Below are 22,484 nucleotides of genomic sequence, written 5' to 3'. Positions count from 1 at the left end.
TTAGCACGGTACGGCTGCGTGGTCGGTCAGATTGCCAACGACACACCCTTGTCTATGGGGGTGTAAGACGTCGTGAGTCCAGCCTGTGCTAAGGCGATACAGCGGGCCTGTTCAAGAGCGGTTGAGAAGGCGATGTCACCGGCCGTGTTCCCGCCCCTGGGAATGGTTCATGTTGCAGACCTTGCCAACTGTTGTGTGCTTGGTCGAGGCGATGATCATGCACACGGTGAATGTGAGGGTAGTAGCAATGAGTCTGATCGCGGTGCTAGAGCTGGCAATTGAAAAGGTAGTAGCACCGATCTATACGTAGATCCATGCGACGATCTGTCATACTGCAGCAGTTACGGGCGTCGCTAAGGCCATACCTAGTGTCGTAGACATACATGCATGTCAGAGTCATATTCGGTGCTTACCGATTGGACTGAAAGTGGGCCGTGGACGGGTGAGTTGGGTTCGCTGACGAGCGCAGATCTGCTGCAGGGGAGGCGAGTTTGCGGGTTCCAAGCAGGGGTCGGACCGTGGTGAGGCACTTGCGGAAGCGTTCTCGTGACAGCAGTTGTGAAGGCTCTGTCGCACGGCGGTTAGGCGTCAGGTCGGTTCCTGCTCTGCGTCCTCACTGGGGTGAAATTCACTCTCAGAGAATGCATTCGGGGCTTGAGGCCGGAGATCTCAGGCTGGGGGAGGGCCTGGCCTGGCAGTTGATGACCGTTTCACTCTCGCCGGAAAGAGGCAACCCCGATTCACGATTGCCTTCTGCGTCCGACTTCCACGAGAACATTGACAACACCTTGCTTAAGGCCATACGCAAGGCCATACAGACGGTCATTCCAAAAGATGTGATGGAGGTGGTGCTGTTAGAAGGAGGTCGCGGTGAGGTGCATTGCGACCGCAACTTCATGCCCGATGAGGAAGGCGAGGACCGAGCTATTATCCTTCCTTGCACCTTAAGCTAATTTCGTCACTTGACGTAACTATGGACGGGTATTTGGCTCCAAGACTGGACGACCTTCGAGTCCCGACGAGCTGCGTTGGCGTTCCTTTGGTCGGGTCGAAGCCTGCGGAACGGGGTTCTCCAGGGGCAACGGTCCAAAGGTGCAGGTGAGCAGTGTTCGGCCGGCAATCGAGGGGCTACTCACTCGCCGGGGGAGGGGCATGGAAACGTCTCGCGGAGCGTTCTAGCAAGGAAGTTGAGTTCCCGCGGACCTTAAAATGGCAGGTCAGGAGGGTGCTGTAGTGATCGCATCCGGGCCTGCACCGGTTGCGCCTCCTCGATCGAGGACGGGCGCAGGCCGACCTACTGCAGTTACTCCGAGAACAACCTGACCCGCGCCCAGTCGCTTCCTCGGTTCGTTACTAGACCCACGCTAATAACATCCTCGAATTCAACACGGCAGAGAGTGTGCAGGTCAGAGCACTTCCCACAGGGTATATGTATCTTCACGCCCGCGAAAGGGCAACAGCTCGCCGGAGAGGCTGCTCGAATCCGCCAACCTCCCTACCGTGCAGTGCATCATCAACTTCCGCGTGATGCACGGTGCATCACCCAACTCCCGCGTGATGCACGGTGCATCACCCAACTCCCGCGTGATGCACGGTGCATCACGACACGGGGGTCGGGGCCCTGGGTCTGACCGCGAGGGCGATGACGTTGGCGGCTGAGCCGGCGCCGACGGCAAAGGCATGTACGCGGACACTTCTGCCGATGCGCCCGCAGCATGGTGTCGTGGTGGCTTCAATCTCAGCTGCCGCGCCGTCTGATTAGGGGGTGAGTCGAAGCTGGTGGTGATGCACCGTGCATCACGAACCTCCATGGTCTTCCGTTGGTGATGCACCGTGCATCACGAACCTCCATGGTCTTCCGTTGGTGATGCACCGTGCATCACCAACCTCCATGGTCTTCCGTTGGTGATGCACCGTGCATCACGAACCTCCATGGTCTTCCGTTGGTGATGCACCGTGCATCACGAACCTCCACGGCCGTCCGCTGGCGGGGTGCCTACCGAGTCGCCGCGCGCCGAGAATTCTCGAAACTGACACCTTCGCCTGCAATGATGTCCACGTGAGTCATCAAGACACGCCACTCCCATCGAAGCATCCATCTGCAGAGGGGAGTCGCGCGCGTTCCTCGGTTGGCGTATCGGAGTCGTTGCCGGGAGTTGACGCTCGTATCGTGGCTGATCTCTACCGGTTGCATTCCGCCAGCACTGCGCGCAACTATCGGCAGGACTGGGTCAGATTCGCGAGTTGGTGTGCGGACCGTGGGATTTCGATGATGCCCGCAGATCCAGAGGTGGTCGCAGAGTATGTAAGGGAGAACGCGGCGAGACGTTCCGGGGCCGGTGATCGGATGTATTCGATTGCGACGTTGAACCGGTGGGTGGCGTCCATCAACTACTGGCATCGCAATTCTGGACTACGTGTGCCGGGCGAGGCGGCTTGCGTCAGTGCCGCTGTTTCGAGTGTCCGCGGGATCTATAGGGACAATGGTGAACGGCCAACCAGGAGGGCGTACCCACTTCGCTTCGGTGAGCTCGAAGAAATTGTCGATGTGAGTCGTCGAGACGCGACGACTTGGGTCAAGCGCGCACGGGAGCGCCGCGACAGCGCCTTGTTGTTATTGGGGTTCATGGGGGCGTATCGGCGATCGGAACTGTCGATGCTAGCTGTCGACGATGTAACGTTCTCTCGCCGTGGCGATCTGCGTGTCCGGTGTGGTGGATCGCATGACGGTACCGTCGACGACGACTTCGTCAAGCATGTCCCGCTATCGCGGGATCACGCGATGTGTGCTCCGTGCGCCTACCGGCGTTGGCTGGAGGTAGTGGCAAATTTCCACGAGTCCGGTCGTCCGGGCGTGATGCGGTTGCTTCGCGGGCATGAGGAGTTCGACAGCCACGTCTGCTCTTTCGCGCCGCCAATAGTTCCCGACCCCGGGGTGCCTGTGTTCCGCGCAATACGCGCGAACGGCAACATCAGTGCGGCAACGCTGTCCGGCTCTGCGATTCACGCTGCGATACGGCGGCGTGCAGCCCTCGCCGGCTATCCGGACGAGGTGGTCAGCAGGGTCGGTGGTCAGTCATTGAGGGCCGGTGCTACTGCAGAGCGCCTCCTCGACGTTTCGCAGTTGTCGTGATCCATATGCACTTGGCGACCTGGGGTCACGCCCGGTGTTGCGAGCGAGTGAACCAGCTTTGGTCGAGGGCAGTCTTCATGGCGACACAAAGCCTCCGAAGCGTGATTGGTCGCCGCGGATTGCTTAACCTTGAGCAGTGACGAACGGTCAGACGGAATTCACAGGTGGGCAGAATGTTTCTGCTCTGTTTGTCGATAAGGGTCAGGGATCGGGCTATCGATACGATTGGGCGTTGTTCGCTGATTGGTGCGCAGCGTTCCAAGCAGTGGCATTGCCCGCAGATCCTCTCGCTCTTGCGAGCTTCCTCGACGAAAATCCTGCAGCGCGTGCGACTCAACGGCGACGCGTGGCAGCGATCAATTGGGTACACACCGCCACTGGGTACCCAGCGCCCGGGTCTGCGCGAGCAATCCGTCAGGTGTTGTCAGTACGCGCAACCAAACGGGACGATCTCACTCGCGCCGCCACCCGTGCAATAGTGGCGCTTCCGACTTCCGGTTGGCCGCAGGGCATGTTTGGGCGGAGGGACGCTTTACTCCTTGTGCTCCACTGCATCAACGGAGTGTCGGCGAATGAAGTGGGCTACCTGCAACGCAGTGACGTCACGTATGACGGGAAGATCGTGGTGGTCGGCGGCGGGCACGACCTGCAGCTGCACCCAGCACGGGACAACCCTCAGCGCTGTCCCGTCGCGATCTATCTGCGATGGGCACGGCTCCAAGCGTTCTTTGATCGCTATCCCTCGAACCGGGTCCTCGCTCGAAGTCTTATCAGAAGTCACGAGAATGCAGACGGCACCGCAGAGTTCTACGGAACACTGCCGGCTCTGCGGGAGAACCAAGATGGCCCTCTGCTGCCGAGCTTCGATCAGTGGGGACATTTCGCTGCGGTCCGTCGCGATCGGCGCGGGCTGTCGGGCAGAGCGGTTGCGGCGATCGTCGCTGCACATCTGACGGGTGCCGCCTCATCGAGACATACTCGGTCCGAGTCGCTGGATCCTCGGCCCACTGCAAGGGAGGCTAAAGCTGAAGAGTTCTCTCCGTCCCGAGGCGATGGATTCGAGGTCGGGATAGAAGGCGTCGAGCTCACGCCGGACGAGCTCAACGAACAGTACGAGGCGGCTATTGCTCGGAAGTACGCGGATGTCCGGGCTTTGGGGGATCTTGATGACGCGTTTGAAGAGATTGACAGGAAAGCCGAGGCGATCTTGGGTCGGACAGAGGAACTGTTGGCGCAACTGGGCCTGTCGTAGTCTCTGGTCGGTGAGACTGCCGGCGGGCAGCAGGTCCAGGGGCGACATCCAGTGCACGATGCGCGCGTGAGCGTGCCAGTTCATTGAGTGATCGCGCCGGTTCAGCACAAGTGAGGCGCGAAGGGTTGGGCCGAATGGGGGCGTCCTCCGCGCACTGGCGCGACGTGCAGTCTGGTCCCCGATCTCGGACGTAACGGCCGCGAGTGGGACCAATTTGGAGTCCGATTCTCGCTCGCCTGGGAGTTGATGTGTGTCAGGCGGCGGTTCTCGGTCCGCGTGGGCGAGGACCGGGGGAGACCCCGAGCGCCGCAAGTGGACCCCGCTCGTCTTCGGGTAGCGCGTCTGCTCTCCACTTCTTCACGGCCCGGTAGAGCCACTGGCCGACTTGCTCGCCATCCGCGTTGACATAATTCGCGGGCACGAGCGCGTTGCCGTGTTGTTCACGGTAAGCGGCGATTTCGGCCAGCATCCGGCGGCGCTTACTGTCGGTGCGAGTTATGGCGGGGAGCGGGGCATCGTCGTCGCTCCACACGAATCCAATTGAATCGAGCTGACGTATGCGCTCTTCCGGAAGTGTGCCGAGCATTCGAGCGACGCGCTGGCGGTACTGCCAGCGACCGAGCTGGAAACCAGATTCGGTAAGGTAGTTCTCGGGTATAGCTGTGTGAGGATGTTGTTGCCGGAATGCTGAGTACAGCTCCAGCGCCGAGGCTGCGGACCGGTAAGTACGCATCGAGATCAGTCCTTCTGTGGAATCTATATATTTGTAAAGTACATAGCTTCTTCTTACGCTATGTCAACCACATTGACCGTGTGTCGTGAAGATCACCCGATCATGGTGAAGCGACTGCCGTAGTGGCGCCGAGTATCTGGCCACCTCAGATTGATCGATCGTGTCCTCTCGCTCCGCTCGGCCGCCAGAACAATTTCTGGCCAAGGAGGATTCCTCGTTGCGCTTGGTGTTCAGGCCGTGCAGGTCTGGAAGTTTCAGCCGGCGGCGGGAAGTCGTGGTTTGTCGGTGCGTCGGGTATGCCGGTCAACCTCCGCTGATGAGGCTGTGCGGTTGGCAGGATGTGGACTGCATGGACTTTCGCGGGTCCAACGAGACGAGCGTCTATCCTGACAAGGTTCTCGCCAATGACCGCCAGGGTGCGGCGAGCGGCCCTGATCGAGCTCTACTCGGCTGGAATCCGCGATGTCCTGTCGAAACCTGCCATCGTTTGGGATACGAACATTATCTCGGAGTAGTGTTTCCGGGTGTTCGACTGTGAGGGAACGGAACTGTCGCGCGCGATTGTGGTCGAACGTAACGACGGGACTCCGATCAAGAACGAAAAAGAGCAGACCGGTCCGTTCTCTCGCGACGGTGTCGACTACAGGATCGATCTGAAGGCCAAGAACGCCAGGAATTTCCATAGCACTCTCACCTTGTACATCGATCATGCAACTCGCGTCGGTGGAAGAATGCATGGTCGACCCTGCGGGGGACGCAAGCGCGCAGAAGAGATTCGAGAATGGCCGACCACGGAGGGTCACGAGCTGTCCACGCGCTGGCATATCCCCGATCAGATCGGGGAATCGTACAGTGCAGCTCACTGCGGCCAAGACCTCGCGGCGTCGACAAAACAGCCTCCGGCCAGCTCATTTCGAGTTGGCCGGAGGCTGCGGCAGTTCCGAGGTCAGGAGTCAGACGACGCTTCGATCAGCGCCTGGCGCTGGTTGGCTCCGAGGCCGCCGATACGACGGGTCTCGGCGATCGCCAATTCTTCGAGGAGTTTCGAAGCCTTCACTGATCCGACGCCGGGGAGCGCCTTCAGCAGCGCCGAAACCTTCGTCTTCTTCACGATTTCGTCGGTCTCGGCCTTGGTGAGCACCGCTTCGACACTGAGGGTTCCAGCTTTCACTGCTGCGAGGAGTTCGCTACGCGCTTTGCGGGCTTCAGCCGCCTTCGCCAGTGCCTCGGCGCGTTGTTCCGGTGTCAAGACAGGTAGTGCCATGATGGTGCTCCTTGTTGCGTTGTTCGGCCAGCTCGTCTGGCTGTCACTGCCATCGTGCCAGGTGGAACGGACATGTCCGCGTACAGATCAGTGGGGACCGAGCTCCGGGTGGTGGTTGTGACGTCTACGGGTGTGGCCGACGGTGTATTCGAACAGTATGTCGTGTGGGTTGTCATCGTCGCGAAGCTGCCGACTCAGTAATTTGCGAAGCTGCCGACTCAGTAATTTCAGAGGTATGAGCTTGGGGCGGCGTGCTGCCGGCTATCTGTGCTGGCGCAGTCGATTCGGCGACAGTTATCAGTTTCACGCTGCAAGTGGATTGCGCAACGGTATCGGTGGTGGGGTGTGCGTCGGTGCTGCATGATTCGTCGTGGTCGGTCATAGTCGTATTACGAGGTAACAGCCGTGGAGGTGAGCGATGGATCCATTCGAGTTCGTTGCCCATATCCCATGTCCGCACTGCCGTGTAGGGATTGGTGAGCGGTGTGTCACCAAGGACGGATACGTGCGGAAGATCCCCTGCCTCCACCGGGTGAAACTCGCTAAATGGCCTGACACGGAGGTGCGCCCAGATAGCCGATCCGAGCCGGAGCGCGATGATGGCGAGCTCGGTGGCACCCGCGACGAGTGAAGTGAACCATCGTTCCGACGCGAGGATTGTCGGGGACCAATCTATGAGTGTCGAATCTCCGCTGGCCGATCCACTCGGCTCCCGCTGTGCGCTTCGGTCATCCTGAGAAGCGTCGGCCCAGCGGCCAGAAGTATTAGGGGGCGGACCCATTGATGCCGGGCCCGCGAGCCGTGGGCGGCAGACGGCCCTCCGGCCAGCGAAGGGGAGCGCTGGCGGGAGGGCCTGGCTGCTACCGGGACCGTCGAGCCCGGAGCGCAGCGTAGGTCGGGAGTACCCGTGGGATATGGAGTTACTCCGAACGCCGGGAGCAAGAATTCGACCGGACTGTGATCCGCAGGTGCGGCCGCACACACGGCCATTACGTCCATGGCCAGGGAAGGCCCGCCATCCCACGCTGAACTGGGCGCCCAGCGGCTGGCGGCGTGAGTTCGGCTGGTGGGCGAGCTCGAGCCATGCTTGTGCTCCGAGGACAGAGGGAAGGTGCAGTTCATGAGTGACGAGAGCGAGAAGAAGCAGGCGTCATCCGATGTGTTGAGCGTGGGTACCCGGGTGCTGGTGCGGAGGCGATCCGAGGCGGCGACTGGCGTCATCGTCGAGGACTACGCCGAGCTGACCGACACCGCCGAACGTGGCCACGAATGGGCACCGGTGAATCGGTGGGCGGTGGCCCTCGATGACGGGCGTTTGGTTTTCGCCGACATCGAGGACCTCACCGTCGATATCGGCAAATAGGACTCCGGGCAAGGGGGCGGCACAAACTGACTGTGTGGTCCGCGAACGTTCGGATGGGCTCGTCAATGCTTCCCCGAGATCAGTCTCAGCATGCTACTAGGCATTGTTCCGGCGCCTTCACCGATACCGCGGCAGTCCCGAAATTTGCCGTCCAATCCGGCCGCGAATCTAGAAGGGACTCGCTGATCTGCCGAGGCTCGGCTATGGCCTGCGGTGTGGCGGTGAACGGTTCACGAATACGAGAAGATGGACAGTTGCGGGTACGCCTGAAAAAGCGGAGCGCGCCCTGAATGAGACCGGGTGCGACACGGAGGCAACCGCGTCGACCCGATTGCTGACCGATCCTGTGCCGAAAGAGGAGAATCTGCCGAATGAGTGGCACCGACGACTGGAACGCGAACATCATTGCTGAATTCCGGGCAAACGAGGGCCGAGTTGGTGGCCCATTCGGGTGCGCCGGTGGTGCTGGTTCACCACCGGGGCCGAAAGACCGGGCGAGATCGGGTGAGCCCGATGATGTATCTGCCAGATGAGGAAGATCCGGACACGATTTACGTCTTCGCGTCCAAGGCGGGCGCACCGACCAATCCCGACTGGTACTACAACCTTGTCACTGCCGGTGAGGCAGAGATCGAACGGGGCACCGAGCAATACGCGGTAACCGTCGGTGAGGTGACGGGCGAGGAGCGGGATCTCCTCTTCGCCGAGCAGGCGCGGCGGTATCCCGGCTTTGCCGACTACGCGGAGAAGACGGCGGGCATCCGGACAATTCCCGTGCTTTTGCTGCGCCGCAGGTGAGAGTCGATGATGGGCCGTGCAGGTGGGGCATCCGGGCCGTTCTGAGCGCTCGGGTGCACCGTTCCCGCAGGTTGGCCGCCGGGGATAGGCTGGAATGTTACGGGAGGGTTGTGGCGGGCTCTGCCGCTGGTGTGGTCGGGGGCGTCTGAGCACGTGTCTGACGAGCCGACGTGCTCAGGTGCGGCCAGGCGATGGTTCGACCCTTCACTGAACTTGATCGGATGAGTGGCGACACTTCTGCGGTTCGTGGGCGTGCACTGTGCATTGGTCGATCCCCGGTGATCGTGCTTAAGTCTGGGACGGGGCCGTCGAACAGCTGAGCCCCGGACCCCGTCGCTGTCTGCACGCTCAGGCTTGAGCCCAGTGGGTCGCGGCTCAGGGGTGTGCTTGGCGCCGGGTGTCGGCACGGGTGTGGTGTCGTTTATGTTGTGGTCCAACGCCATACGACTGCGGGACGGCCGGTGGCTTGTACTCGGACGCGTTCGTCGGTGCGTTCGAGTCCGGGTATCGCCTTGAGCGTGCGATTGAGGTTGCCTTGATCGGGCCGGTTGCCGGCGAGTGCGGTGGTGACGGTGACGGCGTGGGTGGCGGGGAATTCTGCGCCGAGGAGGGCCCGGGTGAATGTTGTGTCCCGCCAGAGGAGGCTGGTGGCGAGGATGCGGCGTGCGGCGGCGACGATGCGGTCGTGGTCGAAGGCGAGGTTGCCGTGTTCGTCGAAGCCGCGCCACTGCGTCGCGGCGACGGGGTCGGTGGTGATGTTGTCGGCGGTGATGACCGCCCACATGGCAATGGACAGGGTCGGCCCGCGTGGGTCGCGGCTGGGCTCGTCGAACACCGCGAGTTGTCCCACCGCCAGGAGCGCGTCGTCCGGGATCCCGAGTTTGGTGGTGACGGCGCGGCGGGCGGCCGTTTCTAGGCGTTCACCGGCGCCAAGAAGGACACCGGGCAAGGCCGTGTGCCCGGTGTACGGCTCCCAGCGGCGGGGCGCGACGCCGTAGCGCAGCGCGTCGGGTTCCGGTTTGCCGAACCGGAGAGCGACCACATCGACGGAGACGGATGACTGTTCCACACCTGTGATCATGCGATAGCGGGCTCACGGACGTGACGGGCGGCCCGGCTGGGGCCGCTGGAGGTGAGTGCCACCGGTGCGCCGACCAGCGATCCGAGGTGCGTCGCGACGTCTGCCGGATGGGTCGGCAACTCCGATGTGTCGGGGGTGAGCGCGGACAGGACGTCGGTGAGGTGTTGCTGATGCGCGAGGTCCCGCCACGGTCCGAGAGGCAGTAGGTCGCCGACGTCGGGGTACCGGCGTGCGCTGCGGATGGGGTTCCCCTCGGCTGCGGCGCCGGTCACCGCGTCGAGGTGGGTGACGGCCAGACTGTCCACGCTGCCGCATACGTTTGCGGCGTAGCGCAGCAGTACCTCGTCGAGGTCTCCGATCCGGAAGGTGCCCTGGTAGCTGCCGGTGTCGTTGTGAAGTTCGGGAAGGACCGCGCCGAGTGTCGGGTTCTCGGTGGGCATTGGCCCTGCACCATGTCGGGTGGTGTAGGTGCGGGTGACGCCGAGCACGTGGCTGCCGCGACCGTGCTTGGCGGAGAGGGAGCGCGCGTTGCTCGGTTCCACGGTGGACCAGGTGGTGTGCGGGTGGAACCCGCGCCACTCGTCGAGCAGCACTCCTTGTGCGCCCTCGAAAACCAAGCGCCCCTGGTTTGCGAGGGCCGCGAGATCGCCATCCTCGGCGATCCGGACAGCGGCTACGAATTCGGAGTACATCGTGACCATGTTGTCGAGGTCGGGCCACCGATGGACGCTGGGGGCGACCAGGTCCCGATAGTGGTCGGCCATTGTGGAGAGTTTGGTGCGCAGAACGGCTTGGCGGTGGCAGTCTCCGACGGTGGGTGCGTCCGGGTGATCGAGGGCGTAGGCGGCGGTCTCACCGATGCCCTTGCCGCACGAGCCGTGCCTGCCGTTACCGCGGGCATCCTCGCGGGCACGGTTAGCGGCGACGTGGATCGGCGTGGTCAGTAGCGCGGCGGCGTCGATGTGCAGTAACTGGAGCGGATTCGGCACACCCAGCCCGGCCAGGGCGCGGGCCTCGGCGGCGAGGGCGATCGGTTCGACGAGGACATGCTTCGACAGCACCGTCGGGACGCCGGAGAAGGTCCCGGACCCGAACTGGGAAAAGGTGTGGTGGCGACCGTCGACAACGACGTTGTGCGCGGCCTGCGCGCCACCGTTGAACCGGACGACAGCTGCGACATCGAGGCTGGCGTCCGGTGAGCAGAGCCAGTCGACGGTGGCGCCCTTGCCGGCGTCGCCGAAGCCCAGGTCGACGACGATGATGTCGCGGTCACCGAACACCGTGGTCATGGGATCTCCTGTCGTAGAGGGGGAGTCGGGAGGCGGGGCTCGCACCCGGCGCGGGAATCGGAAGCCCCGCCTCTCGAACGGGTGTCAGGTGAAGGACACGTCGTCGCTGCCGGCCGGATCGATCGGCAATGGGCTCACCGCGACGGGGGCCCGCGCCGCACCGAGGGCGGCGAGCGCGTGACCGACGGTGTCCGCTTCGGCGGCGGAGCCGACGTCACGCAGGTCCGCCAGCCCCTCGCCGAGGTCGATGCGGTCCTCGCCCATGCCGACCGTCAGCGCGATCAGCTCGCACACCGCGCCCGGGTCGTCCAGTTTGAGGAACCGTTCCCCGAGCAGGCGCTGCCAGTGCTCTGCGATCTCGGGATCGTGGTAGTACGCGGACTGATTCGGTAGTACGAAGTAGACGTTCCAGCGCCGTTCGAGTTCCCGGTACACCGACTCGACGGTGACATCGCGGTCGAGGTCGTCGCCGATCACCGTGCGCACGTGCCGGGCCGACAGTCGGGCCTTGTTCAGTTCGTCGCCGATGATGAACAGGTAGCCCTTGTGGCCGCGTTTGTCCCACGCGTCCGTGGCGGTGTGACGGGCCATGAAATATGCGGCCAGTTCGTAGCTTTCAGATTTCTGACCGCCGCCGTTACCTTCGAGGAAGATGGTGCGGAGTTGCGCGTCCATGGCGTTGCCGGACTCGAACTGACCGACCTGCAGGGGCACTCGGTCGGAGTCGGCGTCCCCGATGCCGCCGAACAGGATCTGCGGGTCGTCGGCGTAGCCCTTGCGCTGCAGCAGACCGCGTAGTTTGCCGAGCTTGTTCTGCATGATCCGCGGTACGGCGCCCATCGAGCCGGTGACGTCGAAGAGTACGGCGATCGGAAGCGACTCGGGGTGCCCGGTTGAATCCCGGCATTCCCGCACGGTCACGCCCAGCGGGTCCAGGATTGGATCGGCCTTCCACTGGTCTCTCGGTTGTGTGTACATCGCGCTGGTGTAGCCGAAGTCGTCGACGCCGCGGGCGGCGCGGAACGTCTTGGCCGCGGTGTAGGTGTCGTCATCCCACTTGCCGTATCCCATGGTGGATCACTGTCCTTTCGTGGTGGGCATGGTGAACGGGCGGAAGCGTCGCCGCCCGTAGAGCGTGTCGAGCAGGTCGTCGAACTCGTCGAGCAGATCGACGGCGTCAGGTCGCAGACCAGGTTGGGGTTGCAGGCAGCCGCGGGCGAACGCGCGCAGGCGGTCCGGGGCCGTATCGGAGAGCATGGTCAGCATCAACCGATGTGCCATGAAGACATCCCAGGCCGGGGTTGCGGGGGAGTCGGTGGAACTTTCCGGTGGATAGTGGTCCTGCCGAGAGGGGATCGTCGCCAGAGGAACGGTGCCGGGGCGGGTGGCGAACGACCATCCGGCCAGCACCACCCCGTGCCGCTCAGGGTGAATGAGCACGTTGTCCGCGGTCACCGCGGTGTGCACCCACCCGGCGCGATGGGCGGCGGCCAGCGCCCGCAACAGCCGCCGGTGCATCCATACCCAATCCCGCGGATCGAGCCCATCCGGGTAGCCGGCCTGGACCTCGGCGAGGGTGACGAATCCGGTGGTCAGTAAGTCCAGCACGTTCACCTTTCGCCGGGCGCCGGTCACAGGGTCGGCGTGGGTGAGGTGGTCGATCAGTTGCGGGAAGTACGCGCGCAGCCAGTCGTTCCCGTCCTCGGCGGACGCCGCGATCTCGGTGAGCGCGGCCCGCTCCGCATCGATCAGAGCGGTCGAGACGACACTGCGGGGAACCTTGATCACCACGCCCGCGCCGCCGCTGTCGGTGGCATGGTGCAGGTCGGCGATCGAGCCGCGGGCGTGCAGGGTCTCGAGTCGGTAGGAGCCGTTTCTGCCGTCCACGACGGTGGCTGGGGCCGCGTCCGTGATGGTCGTGGCGCGCTGCCAGCGGCGGTACAGGTCGGACGCATGTGTGAATGCCGTTGCGGCGCGGGCGGTGTACGCCGGTTCAACCCGATCCGGGTGAATCAGGACCGACAGGCGGTGGAACCGCCGACGGGCGGCGCGCTGAGCTGCCGGGTCGTGGGTGATGGGGCCGAACAGGTCGCTCGGCACGATTGCCGCGCCGACGACGTCGAGTGCCTCGATCATCGATTCCATTGTTTTAGTCTATGTGACTAAAACAAGGAAGTGCAATCCCACGCTGGGATCGGTCGAAGCAATGTCGATCGATGGCCACCTATGTCGGCGGAACCCACGAGTGCATCGCCTCGATCCCCACTCACTCACACCTGGAGTCGTTCCTGATTGGTGTGAACGACTCGGTCACATGGGACACCGGCACCATCAATCCGCCACCGCAGGTCATTGACGGTGCATTGACGACCGGTCGTAGGTCGGTGTGAAAACGGTGGGCGGTCTTCGCAACTGCACCAAGAAGTGGCAGGATCGAGTGATCGAGATCGGAACCCCGACGACGGAACTCCGGACGTCTTCGTGCATTACTCGGAGATCTCGGGCAGCGGCTTCAAGTCGCTCGATGAGAACCAGCGTGTGGAGTTCGAGGTCGGCCAAGGGCAGAAGGGCCCGCAGGCCACGAATGTACGCTCTGTCTGACCAGTGTCACGTGGGGACCGCATCCAGTGGGTGCGGTCCCCACTTCTAATCGCCGGATCGGTTCCCGCGCGAGGAGTGCCTCAACAAGAGGTCCGAAACCCGTGGTCTCGCCGATCCGGTTTAGCGCTGGTTTAGCGCGACTGATCGCGCAGAGAGGGGTTCGTTCACGCGACGTCCAGCACATCGCCATTTTGTGCAGCAATAGCCGCCCAAAATGGGCGGCAGAGTGTTTGCTCGTGAACTGGACGATTGCGGTACGACCATCGACCTTGCGAGTTGGCACCTTCGTTAGCGCATCCGACCACGGGGACGTCGGTGTCGGTCGGTCCCATCGCCGTGCGGAGTTGCCCGTCCGCGCCAGTGTCGAAGCCAGTACCGCACGTCACCGAGTGGCCTCACCGAGACGGCAGCCGGGAATCCACGTTTCGGTCGGTGGGGGCGGCGAACCGGGCGTGGCCGACGGCCATCAGGCGTTCGATGCTGATGTGATGTGGATGAATACGCTCGGCCGGAAGCGGTTTCGGTACATCATGGCGGTGGCGTAAGCATGTGTGCGCTAGAACAACGCCGCCGAATCGATGAATAGGCGTCGCGATTACTTATCGATCGGGCTGTTCAGAATGGGTCGGATTCTAACGGGAGTCCGCGAAGGAGATTGGGGCGGTGACTCGATTGACAAATCGCTCACCGGAAGGACGGGGGCTGGTCGGGGTTGCTCCGAGACCTGGCATGCGCGTCGAATGGCAAGTCTTAGGGCAGGGGCTTGTCGCAGACATGCCACCCGCACTCCCGCCTTGTCCCTCAGCTTCCACTCCATCCACTCCGCCGTGGAACTCAACTAACAACTGCGCTCTCCTAATGGTCGTCAGTGAGCAGCGTTGTACGCCTCCGCGATCTCGGTAGGAATGCGCCCGCGGACCCCGATGTCATACCCCTGCTCCTGGGCCCATTCCCGCACTCCCCTCACATGATCACGGTCCCGCCGTGCAGGCTTCCGCTTGACCTCATCACCCGACGCGAGTGTGCCCGCTGATCGATTCTTGCGGCCACCTACCCGTGTGGCGTGATCGATGTAGTAATCAAGCTTCTTGTGGAAGTCCTTCGCATTCTTCGCCGACAAATCAATCTCGTAGTCGATTCCATTCACGGAGAATGCGATCGTCTCACCCTTGCCCTCCACAATGGGGGATCCGTCGATATCGTCGACATGCTCGACAACTACTTGGCGCGCCATTTCAACTCCTTCGTCACCTTCCGCACCCACTCTACGTCCATTACGCACTGCTCGCTTCAGTGAATATGAGCGAGTCGGATTGCGACATCAAGAATGGCTAATCGGTCGGATAGCTATGGAAGGTACCTCATCAGCAAGAGGGCGAGGCCCAACTACGCCGACTCCCAACGTCGAATGGATTTCGTCGTGGCACCAATCGTAAAACCATTCGCCGACCCGACTAGATCCGAGTGGAGCCGCTGAGAATAGGTTCAGACCCCTTTGCTCGCATCGCCTTCGCGGGCAAAGGCACCGGGCGTCTTCCTCGATCGCCTTGGGCAGATGCCCCGTCGATGAGTTCTCGATCGGACCCTGCTCTTGATCGGCGACGACCACTCGTGTCCGCAGTCGCTGCACCTCCACCAAATCATCCTGGCACTGTTCACGCCGACCTGATCTGGTGTGATGTTGGAGTTTCTATCCCAGTTCCAATCTGCGACGACGTCCGGCCGCTTGTCGGCCAGTGACGCACCTGGCTTCGGCGGGCGACTACTGCCAGCCTTGCGCGAACAGATGCGACAGCCGCGTCCATATGTGCGGGCTTGAACGCGCGACCTCCAGGTGTGGGAGCACACAACGCATCTCCACCACACGATGGCGGCGGTGTGGGGAGCCACATTGAACGGTGTGAGTGGGTCGTTCTTGGTCGGATGCCAGTCGGCCGCGAGGTCTGGGTATTCGGTGCCGAGGGAGCGAGCAAGTTCTCGCTGCAGCTCAATTGCCGCGGCCCGGGACGGAACTTGTCAAGGGAGTTGAGTCCACCGGGTGTTAAGCGGCTGACGTTTCGGCCTCCGCAGAATCGTCGGCGGGGCGGTTGATCCAGACGGTGTCGGGCAGGTCGAGGATCTTCGGCGCTGTCGTAGTGCCGAAGCGGTACGGATGCCTGGCCCGTGCTGCCTCGAGTACCTGCCGACGTTCGGCGGCCTTCGCCGCCGCCAAACCGAAGTGGACGTCGGCGGCAGTGTGTAGCCCGATGCCGGTGTGGCGATGCTCGTGGTTGTACCACTCGGTGAACTGCATCATGAATTCCCTTGCTTCACGCAGCGATCCGAACCGTTCGGGGAACTCCGGTCCATACTTGAGGGTCTTGAACACCGCCTCCGAATACGGGTTGTCGTTCGAGACCCGCGGCCGCGAATGCGAGCGGGTGACCTCGAGATCCGACAGCAGTGACGCGACTGACTTGCTGGTCATCGACGTGCCACGGTCGGCGTGCACGACCTGCGGAATGCCGTGCACCGCGAAGATCTGCTCCATCAACTCCCGTGCCAGCACACCCGATTCGTGTGCGTGGACGTGCACACCGACGATGTACCGCGAGTAGATGTCGATCATCACGTAGGCGTCGTAGTAGCGGCCCTTGTCCGGCCCGGCGAGCTTCGTGATGTCCCACGAGTACACCTGCCGCGGGGCGGTCGCGACCAGCTCCGGGCAGGTCCTCGCCGGGTGCCGGGCGAGCCTGCGGCGTTCACTGACCTGTGCGTTCTCCCGCAGGACGCGGTACATCGTCGACACCGAACACAGGTAGACGCCCTCGTCGAGGAGTTGCGCGTACACCTCGAGCGGCGCCTGATCGACGAACCGGTCACTGTTGAGTGTGTCGAGGATGCGGCGGCGTTCGATCGGGGTGAGCTTGTTCGCCGGCGGATGCGTAGGTCGGACTGGAGCGGAAGGTGTCGGTGCGGCGGCCGCGGCGCGACGCCGGACCGCGGTCGACCGGACCACACCGGTCACTGCGCTTGCTCTTCTCGTCGACATCCCGACGTTGGTCAGTTCGGTCCATGCTGCGGTCAGCGCTTGGTTGGCTTGTCGTCCAAATCCGCTCTCTCGGAGAGCGATTCCAAGAGAGCATGCGCTTTTCCCATGATGTCCAGGGCGGCTTCGGTGGTGGCCAGTCGCTTGTTCGTGCGGTCGAGCTCCCGCTTGAGGCGAGCGATCTCGGCCTGCTCGGCGGTGAGTTTGCCGACCTTCGCGCCGGCGGGTTTGCCGTCGAGGACGCCGGCGTCGCGTTGCTTGCGCCACTCGGTGATGAGGGAGGAGTAGAGGCCCTCGCGGCGCAGGTAGGCGCCGCCTTCGTTCGTCTGGCAGGCCTGCTCGTAGGCGGCCAGGTGCGCGAGCTTGTCCGCCGGGGCGAATGAGCGTCGGCGTGGTCCGTCGGAACGTGGGTGGGAAGACTCCATGTGACCATTGTCCCCGGCTACGGCCAGGCTGGAAATTGTCATTGTCGGGTTGATCCGTATCTCGCCCTGCAGGCGGGGTTGCTGTGAACCGGTGGACTCAACTCAGCCTGACACGCAGGGGGACGCCCACGGCATCTCGGATAGCAAGTATTCTTCGGCATATTCGATTCGGTAGTCGAGCTCCAGAAGCTTCGTAAGGACGAGCTTGGCGCGGTCGAGCTCTCTGTCCGTTCGTGTCACGTGGACCTCGTTGGCTGTGATCTGCGGAAGGTCGACGCGGACGCGTACGACTGTCCAGCCTGCGTCGGTCAGTGCGGTGGTTTTGACGCGGTCCTGGTTTACGTTGTGTGGAAACTTGTGGTAGTGGTGCCCGTCGAGCTCAATTATCAGCCGCCACTCGGGGCAGAGCATGTCGCAATTGTAGGAACGAGCAGGGGATTCGAGGCGAACCTTTCGTTTGACCGGGTCGAGTGGGACACCTGCTGCGATCAGTTCACATCGAAGTTTGATCTCTTCCCCGCTGGTACCCCAGAGCCGGCATCCTGGGCAGCCGCTTCCTTTGGTGCTGTGGCTCCGTTGGTTGATCGTGGTTTCCCATTCGTGACCGCAGGTTTTGCACAGCCACCAGACCTCTTGCGAGCTTCCGAAGCTGTATTGGCCCGGGCCGCGTCCGTTCCTGGCCCAGTTCCAATCCGCGGCGAGGTCGGGTCGGCGCTTTGTGAGGGAGTTTCCTGACTTCGGTGTCTTCATCTTTGCGTTGTGGGATCTCCGGCCGCATTGAGGGCAACCGTGCCCTGCAAGCCGAACACCGACCGTGGTCCTCCACTCAGATCCGCACTGTCGGCATGTCCACCAGACTCGGTCCCGAGAGGTGACGTGCTCTGCGCTCGCGTCAGAGTTCTTCGACTTGTGAAACTCTTCGAGAAGGTCAGGTCGGTGGCCGAGTGACATTGCATTCCGTTTGTTGGCCCGAGTTTGCATAGTGGTGCTAGCGCTGAGTTTCCAGCATGACGGGCACCCCATGATCCGGTGTGAACCCGTGGTCTCGGTCGACCGGATTCTTGTCCGAGGCGCGCTCAACCATTCATGCCCACACTTCTGGCAGCGCCACCAAATAGGCTTGTTGGTCCCGTAGCTGACGCGGTCCGCGGTGAGGTCGCCGTTCCGGTCTGGGTGCCATTCAACAACCAAATACGGTGCCCTCTCAGCGACTGAAAGCTGGCCTCGGGTCGTCATGCGCCGAAAGTAGCAGCGCGCACTGACAGTTGAAGCGGGGATGGCTCGGTCAGTGCGTGTGTTGTGGGGCTGCAACCCCGCGGTCATGTCGCGGATCCTCGCGGTGTGGTCGGGCCTTGGCAACGGCGGTCCGCTCGATTGCCGGGATGTCCGTGGATCATCGGACAGGGTTTGGCCTTTGGTTTGCCGCAGGGCACGGCGAATCTGCTGACTTGCATCGCAGAAGGATGGCGAGGTGACCACCAGCGGCGTAGCAAAGACGCCGGCCGGACGACGAAGGAGTTCGTATCCCGCCGCGGCATTGCCAAGTCGGTCTTCTGTCCACCAAGGTGGACACCCAAGTGTGAGCACACTCGCGGGGCGATATGCATATCCGCTCACTCGCGTTTGCGGAGGTCCGTGGTCCTGGCATCATTCCTACTCGAATATGCTTTCGGGAAGCCAGTCTGCGTCGAACAGCCGCGCGAGCTTCGCGAATGCCTCGAGATCGCCATCGACACTGGCTGATGTCACCATGAGCCGACTGATCATGATCCGAGCCGCTTGCTCCTCCACCGTTCCGGTGGCGAACAGGAGTGACCATGAGCAAACCTGCCCGTCGCGATGCGCGCGACCCATCGTTTGGCGTGCGGCAATTCCGGAGTAGCGAGGCTGGTGGAAGAACCCGATGCGGCGTGCGGATGAGGCTCGGGAACCGTCGACCATCAACTCGGACGCCTGCAGGTTGATCGAAGATGCGGTGTTGAACACCACGACCGGGTTGTGGCCGCGCTGAAATCTGATGCGTTCCGTCTCGAGATCGCCGCCGCCGAAGATGCGTGAGACGCCAATGCCGTGCTCCTCCACGAGGTTGGCTACCGGGTCGGCGGCCGTGGTGACCAATTCGACGGCGACGAGTACCTGGTAGCCGCGTTCGACGTGTGCGGCTACCAACTCGGCGGTCTGCGGGGCTCTCAGCATGCCTGCTTTCTGCCGGAACCGCATCAGGGCGGCACGGCCGCGGGCGGTGTCGTTCCCTTGGCGGGCGATCTTCATCGCGCTCCGGAACTCGCTCCAGTCCTGGTGGTACGCAGCCCATTGGGTGGCGGTGAAGTCGAGTGGCAGGCCGTCGATAGGTGGCGGCCCCCAGGGCGCGTCGCGATGCATCATGACGGGCGGGTCGCAGTCGGTCATCCATTTCCGGACGCGGGTGACGGCCTGATGCTGCAGCTGCTGAGAGCCTTTTGCTTGGTCGTTCCAGTCCCATTTGCCCTTGTCCCACCCGGGAGCCAGGGGAAGTCCGTGCTCGACCAGCTTCTTGCCAAGATCGGCCCACTCGCCCGGCGGGTCATCGTGCAGTTGCGCGAAAAGCGAGGACAAGTAGGTGTATTCGCCTGGGTGATGACCCGGCGTCGCCGTCACGGTGATGACGAACGGCGCCTTCTCTGGCGTCGCGGCGAGGCGGTTGACGCGCCGCTGGTACTGGGTGCGCTGGGCCGTGAGATGCCTGAATTGCTGTGCCTCGTCATTGATGACGAGGGAGAAGGAGTACTTCGGTTGGCCGTTGCGTCCGAGCAACTTCTTGAGCTGGTCCGGGGAGATGATCAGCCACCGATAGCCACCGTCGCCGAACGCAGCGAGGGCGTCGCGCCACGCGGCGATGGTGATCTGGGCTGGCCGGTCCACGGTGATGAGTACGGTGTCGCCGCCCCCTAATTTCAGCGCAGCTTTCGCGCCGAGGATTGCGCTGCCGGTCTTGCCTACACCGGGCTCGTCGGCCAACAAGAATCCGCGCTTGCCGTGGCGAAAGGCCGTCGCGATCGCCTTCGCGGAGTCCACCTGTTCTGGCCGCGGTGTCTTGTGGAAACCAGTGGCGCCCGGTTGCCGCACGCCGTTGAGGTCCTCTTCGACCCAGCGAGCGTACGAGTACGGTTTCGATGCGTGGACGGCGAGTTCGTCAGGCAATTGAGTGCCGATGTAGGCAAATGCTTTGAGCGCTTTGTAGTACTTGGCACCGGGCGCGGGCGCCCGGTGCGGGACGTCGAGTATCCAGATCTGCTCCCCGTGCCTCGGGGTGGGTATCAGCGGCGCGGCGCTGGCTCGCCTGGGACTGGAGCGTCGCTGGGTGGTCTTCCGTGCGGCCATGAGTGCAGGCTATTCCCAAGGCGAATCGACGGGATCGACGACGTCGACTGCGGCCAGTGTGGCGGCGACCGTCGCAGCGGCTGGAGCCAAGGAATCGCGGGCTGTCGCTGCGGGCGCGAGGGCCGACGCAACGGCAGGTCGATTATCTACGTCGATGGTCTCCACAACCTCGGGTTCGGCCGACGGTTACAACGCTGTCGACACTATATTGATTTGCGATGCAGCCACGAAGCCTGGGAGTCGATCTCGATCTGCAGTTTCGACGACCATCCGAGGATTATCGCCCGGTCGTAACGCAGAGCGACCGTGAGCATCGCATCGAATGACCCCCCTCGCTGCGCTGGGATCCGCGTCCGGTGCCTTCATCGTCCGCGACGGCACGCGGCGTATCCGGATCGCCGGCCACCGCGGCGCGCATCGGTGGCGCCGCGTCGGCGTCCGGGGCCGAGTCTGGGACCGGAAGACCGACGATGCGGGCGAGTTCTGCATTCGTCGGATTGCGCAGCACCGTCTCGCCGTGCCAGATCGCGACGGGAGTGTCCTCGGAGGCGACGTCCAGGCTGCGCAGCAGCTGCTCCGCCCGTTTGTCTCGCTGCGGGTCCTCACTCTCGGATTTTCGATCCGGATGGGCGTCGGCCAGGGATCGCTGCGCAGCCCCGCAGCGGTTGGTGGACGCGCTCGGTCCCGGGTCCGGACGAGTCGCTCGCCGGAGCGGCGGGGGATCGGCGGGCGGTGAGGGGATGCGGACCACGGGGTGAATTTCGTTCTCGAGCTCGCACCACGGTGGGTCGTCCCCTTCGTTTGCGGAAGCATGTCGGGTTACGTACAATTTCTTGTACGTGATAACTGGAGGTGTGCTCAATGCGAACCATGACCTACTCGGAGTCTCGCGCGCGGTACGCCGAGGTCCTCAACGCCGTCGTCGATGACCGGGAAGAAATCGTCATCACGCGGGCAGGTCACGAGCCGGTGGTGATGGTTTCGCTCGACGATTATGAGTCGTTGAAGGAAACGGCATACTTGCTCAGGAGTCCGGAGAACGCCCGCCGGCTGCTGGCGTCGATCGATCGGTTGGAGTCCGGCGGGGGAACTGTCCGGGATCTGGCTGAATGAAGCTTGTCTGGGACGAGTCTGCGTGGGAGGACTACGTCTGGTGGCAGGCGCAGGATCGGAAGATCGTCAAGCGGATCAACACACTACTCAAGGATGTCGAACGCAACGGGAATGACGGAATCGGCAAGCCCGAGCCCCTCAAGCACGGTTTTCAGGGCTACTGGTCCCGGCGTATCACCGATGAGCACCGGCTGGTTTATAAAATTGTCGATGATCAGATCCGCATTGCTGCCTGCCGTTACCACTACGGACACTGATTGCGCTCACCACGGCGGCGGGGCTTGTCGACAACGACTACGGAATGGTTCTAGTCCACTGGTATGACGCTCCGACTGTCCGCGTTTCGGGAGGGCGTGTAGTAGGCACGATTGGTGGCTGAGGTGTGGCCGACCCACCGAGTTGGGGGACATCTTGGTTGCGTGGCCGGCTCGCGCTGGTATCGCACATTCCTGACGCGAGAATTGATCCGTACCGGTGAAGTCGCGAATACCTCCGTTGATGTTCCGATGCGGTTCCTGCACGGAGTGGGGGACCCGGTGATCACTCCGACGCTGCTGCGCGGGTATGCCGAGCACACAGATGGTTTTCGGCTCGAGACGGTCGACGGCGTCGGTCACTGGGTTGTCGATCAACGACCTGAGCTGGTGCTTGAGCGACTTCGAGCGTTCCTGCATGACACCTGAGGTGTATCGCTGATTCGCTTGTGTTGGGCATTGACCGTGCCAGACATTGCAGAGAGATCGCCATCCGGTCTGGTCGCACCCACGATCCGGGGTGCAGGTGATGCACCGTGCATCACGCTGGGCTCGTTGCAGACGATCGTTGTGAGGACTTGGGTGCTCGCGTGGTGGGCTCCCGTCGGTGGGTGCACGCCCTGTTGCGATAAATCGAAGATCGTGTTGCTTTGGCCGGGCTTGGTGCAGGCCTGGCGGATCTGTGCGAGTGCGGATTCCCGCTGTTCGTGGACGGCGTGCCGGGAGCGGGACGCCGGCAATGGGACCGAGGATGTGTGAGCAGCTTGCCGCTACTGTCGTGAACGTTTCA

Annotated in this window: 20 protein-coding genes and 4 pseudogenes; 13 read left to right on the top strand and 11 right to left on the bottom strand. The window is 63.0% G+C overall.

Annotation, left to right across the window (positions count from 1 at the left end; genetic code table 11):
- Positions 1-641 precede the first annotated feature (641 nt).
- The 3 genes from BLV94_RS03125 to BLV94_RS50330 all read left to right on the top strand — a co-directional run bounded on the left by BLV94_RS03125 (position 642) and on the right by BLV94_RS50330 (position 4,385).
- Positions 642-953 (top strand): hypothetical protein, encoded by a 312-nt coding sequence (locus BLV94_RS03125; protein ID WP_072951032.1) that lies wholly within the window; start codon positions 642-644, stop codon positions 951-953.
- 1,217 nt (positions 954-2,170) lie between these two features.
- Positions 2,171-3,133, top strand: coding sequence for a site-specific integrase (locus tag BLV94_RS03120; protein WP_244163456.1), 963 nt, complete (start codon positions 2,171-2,173; stop codon positions 3,131-3,133).
- A 562-nt stretch (positions 3,134-3,695) separates the two neighbouring features.
- The gene (locus BLV94_RS50330; protein ID WP_244163455.1) at positions 3,696-4,385 is read left to right on the top strand and encodes a hypothetical protein; all 690 of its coding nucleotides are present in this window, start codon (positions 3,696-3,698) and stop codon (positions 4,383-4,385) included.
- Between the two features lie 253 nt (positions 4,386-4,638).
- Here BLV94_RS50330 and BLV94_RS03110 read toward each other — a convergent pair whose 3' ends face one another.
- On the bottom strand, positions 4,639-5,118 hold the full coding sequence (locus BLV94_RS03110; RefSeq protein WP_072951035.1) for a helicase associated domain-containing protein: 480 nt from the start codon (positions 5,116-5,118) through the stop codon (positions 4,639-4,641).
- 524 nt (positions 5,119-5,642) lie between these two features.
- Here BLV94_RS03110 and BLV94_RS51970 point away from each other — a divergent pair.
- Positions 5,643-5,831, top strand: a pseudogene (locus BLV94_RS51970) (Lsr2 dimerization domain-containing protein); the annotation flags it as partial.
- Between the two features lie 233 nt (positions 5,832-6,064).
- On the opposite strand, the gene mihF reads toward BLV94_RS51970, so the two are convergent.
- Complete coding sequence (mihF, locus tag BLV94_RS03100) at positions 6,065-6,382, bottom strand: integration host factor, actinobacterial type (RefSeq protein WP_072951036.1); 318 nt, start codon at positions 6,380-6,382, stop codon at positions 6,065-6,067.
- Positions 6,383-6,800: 418 nt separating this feature from the next.
- On the opposite strand from mihF, the gene BLV94_RS51965 reads away from it, so the two are divergent.
- The 3 genes and pseudogenes from BLV94_RS51965 to BLV94_RS03090 all read left to right on the top strand — a co-directional run bounded on the left by BLV94_RS51965 (position 6,801) and on the right by BLV94_RS03090 (position 8,543).
- Positions 6,801-7,013: a zinc finger domain-containing protein gene (locus tag BLV94_RS51965; RefSeq protein WP_425272484.1), complete on the top strand. Its 213-nt coding sequence runs from the start codon at positions 6,801-6,803 to the stop codon at positions 7,011-7,013.
- Between the two features lie 489 nt (positions 7,014-7,502).
- Complete coding sequence (locus BLV94_RS03095; RefSeq protein ID WP_072951057.1) at positions 7,503-7,745, top strand: hypothetical protein; 243 nt, start codon at positions 7,503-7,505, stop codon at positions 7,743-7,745.
- A gap of 371 nt (positions 7,746-8,116) precedes the next feature.
- Positions 8,117-8,543, top strand: a pseudogene (locus tag BLV94_RS03090) (nitroreductase family deazaflavin-dependent oxidoreductase).
- A 421-nt stretch (positions 8,544-8,964) separates the two neighbouring features.
- Here BLV94_RS03090 and BLV94_RS03085 read toward each other — a convergent pair.
- The 4 genes from BLV94_RS03085 to BLV94_RS03070 form a co-directional block, all read right to left on the bottom strand.
- Positions 8,965-9,612: an NUDIX hydrolase gene (locus BLV94_RS03085; RefSeq protein ID WP_083395451.1), complete on the bottom strand. Its 648-nt coding sequence runs from the start codon at positions 9,610-9,612 to the stop codon at positions 8,965-8,967.
- 8 nt (positions 9,613-9,620) lie between these two features.
- Positions 9,621-10,913, bottom strand: coding sequence for an adenylosuccinate synthetase (locus BLV94_RS03080; protein WP_072951039.1), 1,293 nt, complete (start codon positions 10,911-10,913; stop codon positions 9,621-9,623).
- Between the two features lie 84 nt (positions 10,914-10,997).
- A complete protein-coding gene (locus BLV94_RS03075; RefSeq protein ID WP_072951041.1) occupies positions 10,998-11,984 on the bottom strand; it encodes a hypothetical protein in 987 nt (328 codons plus the stop codon).
- Positions 11,985-11,990: 6 nt separating this feature from the next.
- Positions 11,991-13,049, bottom strand: a complete 1,059-nt coding sequence (locus tag BLV94_RS03070) for a hypothetical protein (protein WP_072951043.1) — start codon at positions 13,047-13,049, stop codon at positions 11,991-11,993.
- A gap of 80 nt (positions 13,050-13,129) precedes the next feature.
- Here BLV94_RS03070 and BLV94_RS49260 point away from each other — a divergent pair, with 80 nt between their 5' ends.
- Together BLV94_RS49260 and BLV94_RS03065 are read left to right on the top strand one after the other, a co-directional pair.
- Positions 13,130-13,303, top strand: a complete 174-nt coding sequence (locus BLV94_RS49260) for a hypothetical protein (RefSeq protein WP_167372105.1) — start codon at positions 13,130-13,132, stop codon at positions 13,301-13,303.
- 64 nt (positions 13,304-13,367) lie between these two features.
- A pseudogene (locus tag BLV94_RS03065) lies at positions 13,368-13,514 on the top strand (cold-shock protein); the annotation flags it as partial.
- A gap of 865 nt (positions 13,515-14,379) precedes the next feature.
- Here BLV94_RS03065 and BLV94_RS03060 read toward each other — a convergent pair.
- The 5 genes from BLV94_RS03060 to BLV94_RS03035 form a co-directional block, all read right to left on the bottom strand.
- Entirely contained in the window at positions 14,380-14,748 is a 369-nt protein-coding gene (locus BLV94_RS03060) for a histone-like nucleoid-structuring protein Lsr2 (protein ID WP_072951045.1), read from the bottom strand.
- Between the two features lie 251 nt (positions 14,749-14,999).
- Entirely contained in the window at positions 15,000-15,500 is a 501-nt protein-coding gene (locus tag BLV94_RS51960; RefSeq protein WP_425272487.1) for a zinc-ribbon domain-containing protein, read from the bottom strand.
- Between the two features lie 55 nt (positions 15,501-15,555).
- Positions 15,556-17,009, bottom strand: a protein-coding gene (locus BLV94_RS03050) for an IS3 family transposase (protein WP_244163452.1) whose coding sequence is annotated in 2 segments (ribosomal slippage) — positions 15,556-16,637 and positions 16,637-17,009 — 1,455 coding nt in all. Because the reading frame shifts where the segments join, the coding sequence is not laid out codon by codon here.
- Between the two features lie 60 nt (positions 17,010-17,069).
- On the bottom strand, positions 17,070-18,203 hold the full coding sequence (locus BLV94_RS51955; RefSeq protein WP_167372104.1) for a zinc-ribbon domain-containing protein: 1,134 nt from the start codon (positions 18,201-18,203) through the stop codon (positions 17,070-17,072).
- Positions 18,204-18,620: 417 nt separating this feature from the next.
- Positions 18,621-20,327, bottom strand: coding sequence for a DEAD/DEAH box helicase (locus tag BLV94_RS03035; RefSeq protein WP_072948951.1), 1,707 nt, complete (start codon positions 20,325-20,327; stop codon positions 18,621-18,623).
- 322 nt (positions 20,328-20,649) lie between these two features.
- On the opposite strand from BLV94_RS03035, the gene BLV94_RS49875 reads away from it, so the two are divergent.
- The 4 genes and pseudogenes from BLV94_RS49875 to BLV94_RS03010 form a co-directional block, all read left to right on the top strand.
- Positions 20,650-21,063 carry a hypothetical protein gene (locus BLV94_RS49875; protein WP_174705570.1) on the top strand — a complete coding sequence of 138 codons (414 nt, stop codon included), beginning with the start codon at positions 20,650-20,652 and terminating at the stop codon, positions 21,061-21,063.
- A gap of 125 nt (positions 21,064-21,188) precedes the next feature.
- Entirely contained in the window at positions 21,189-21,440 is a 252-nt protein-coding gene (locus BLV94_RS03020; RefSeq protein ID WP_005569061.1) for a type II toxin-antitoxin system Phd/YefM family antitoxin, read from the top strand.
- Positions 21,437-21,697 (top strand): Txe/YoeB family addiction module toxin, encoded by a 261-nt coding sequence (locus tag BLV94_RS03015; RefSeq protein WP_072948949.1) that lies wholly within the window; start codon positions 21,437-21,439, stop codon positions 21,695-21,697. Before BLV94_RS03020 ends, BLV94_RS03015 begins: the two co-directional genes overlap by 4 nt.
- A gap of 165 nt (positions 21,698-21,862) precedes the next feature.
- Positions 21,863-22,123: pseudogene (locus BLV94_RS03010) on the top strand (alpha/beta fold hydrolase); the annotation flags it as partial.
- Positions 22,124-22,484: the final 361 nt, after the last annotated feature.

This window comes from Rhodococcus koreensis, from assembly GCF_900105905.1.
Taxonomy (GTDB): domain Bacteria; phylum Actinomycetota; class Actinomycetes; order Mycobacteriales; family Mycobacteriaceae; genus Rhodococcus_F; species Rhodococcus_F koreensis.
The sequence above is the reverse complement of the archived record's forward strand: the minus strand, read 5'-3'. Positions and strand labels throughout refer to the sequence as shown.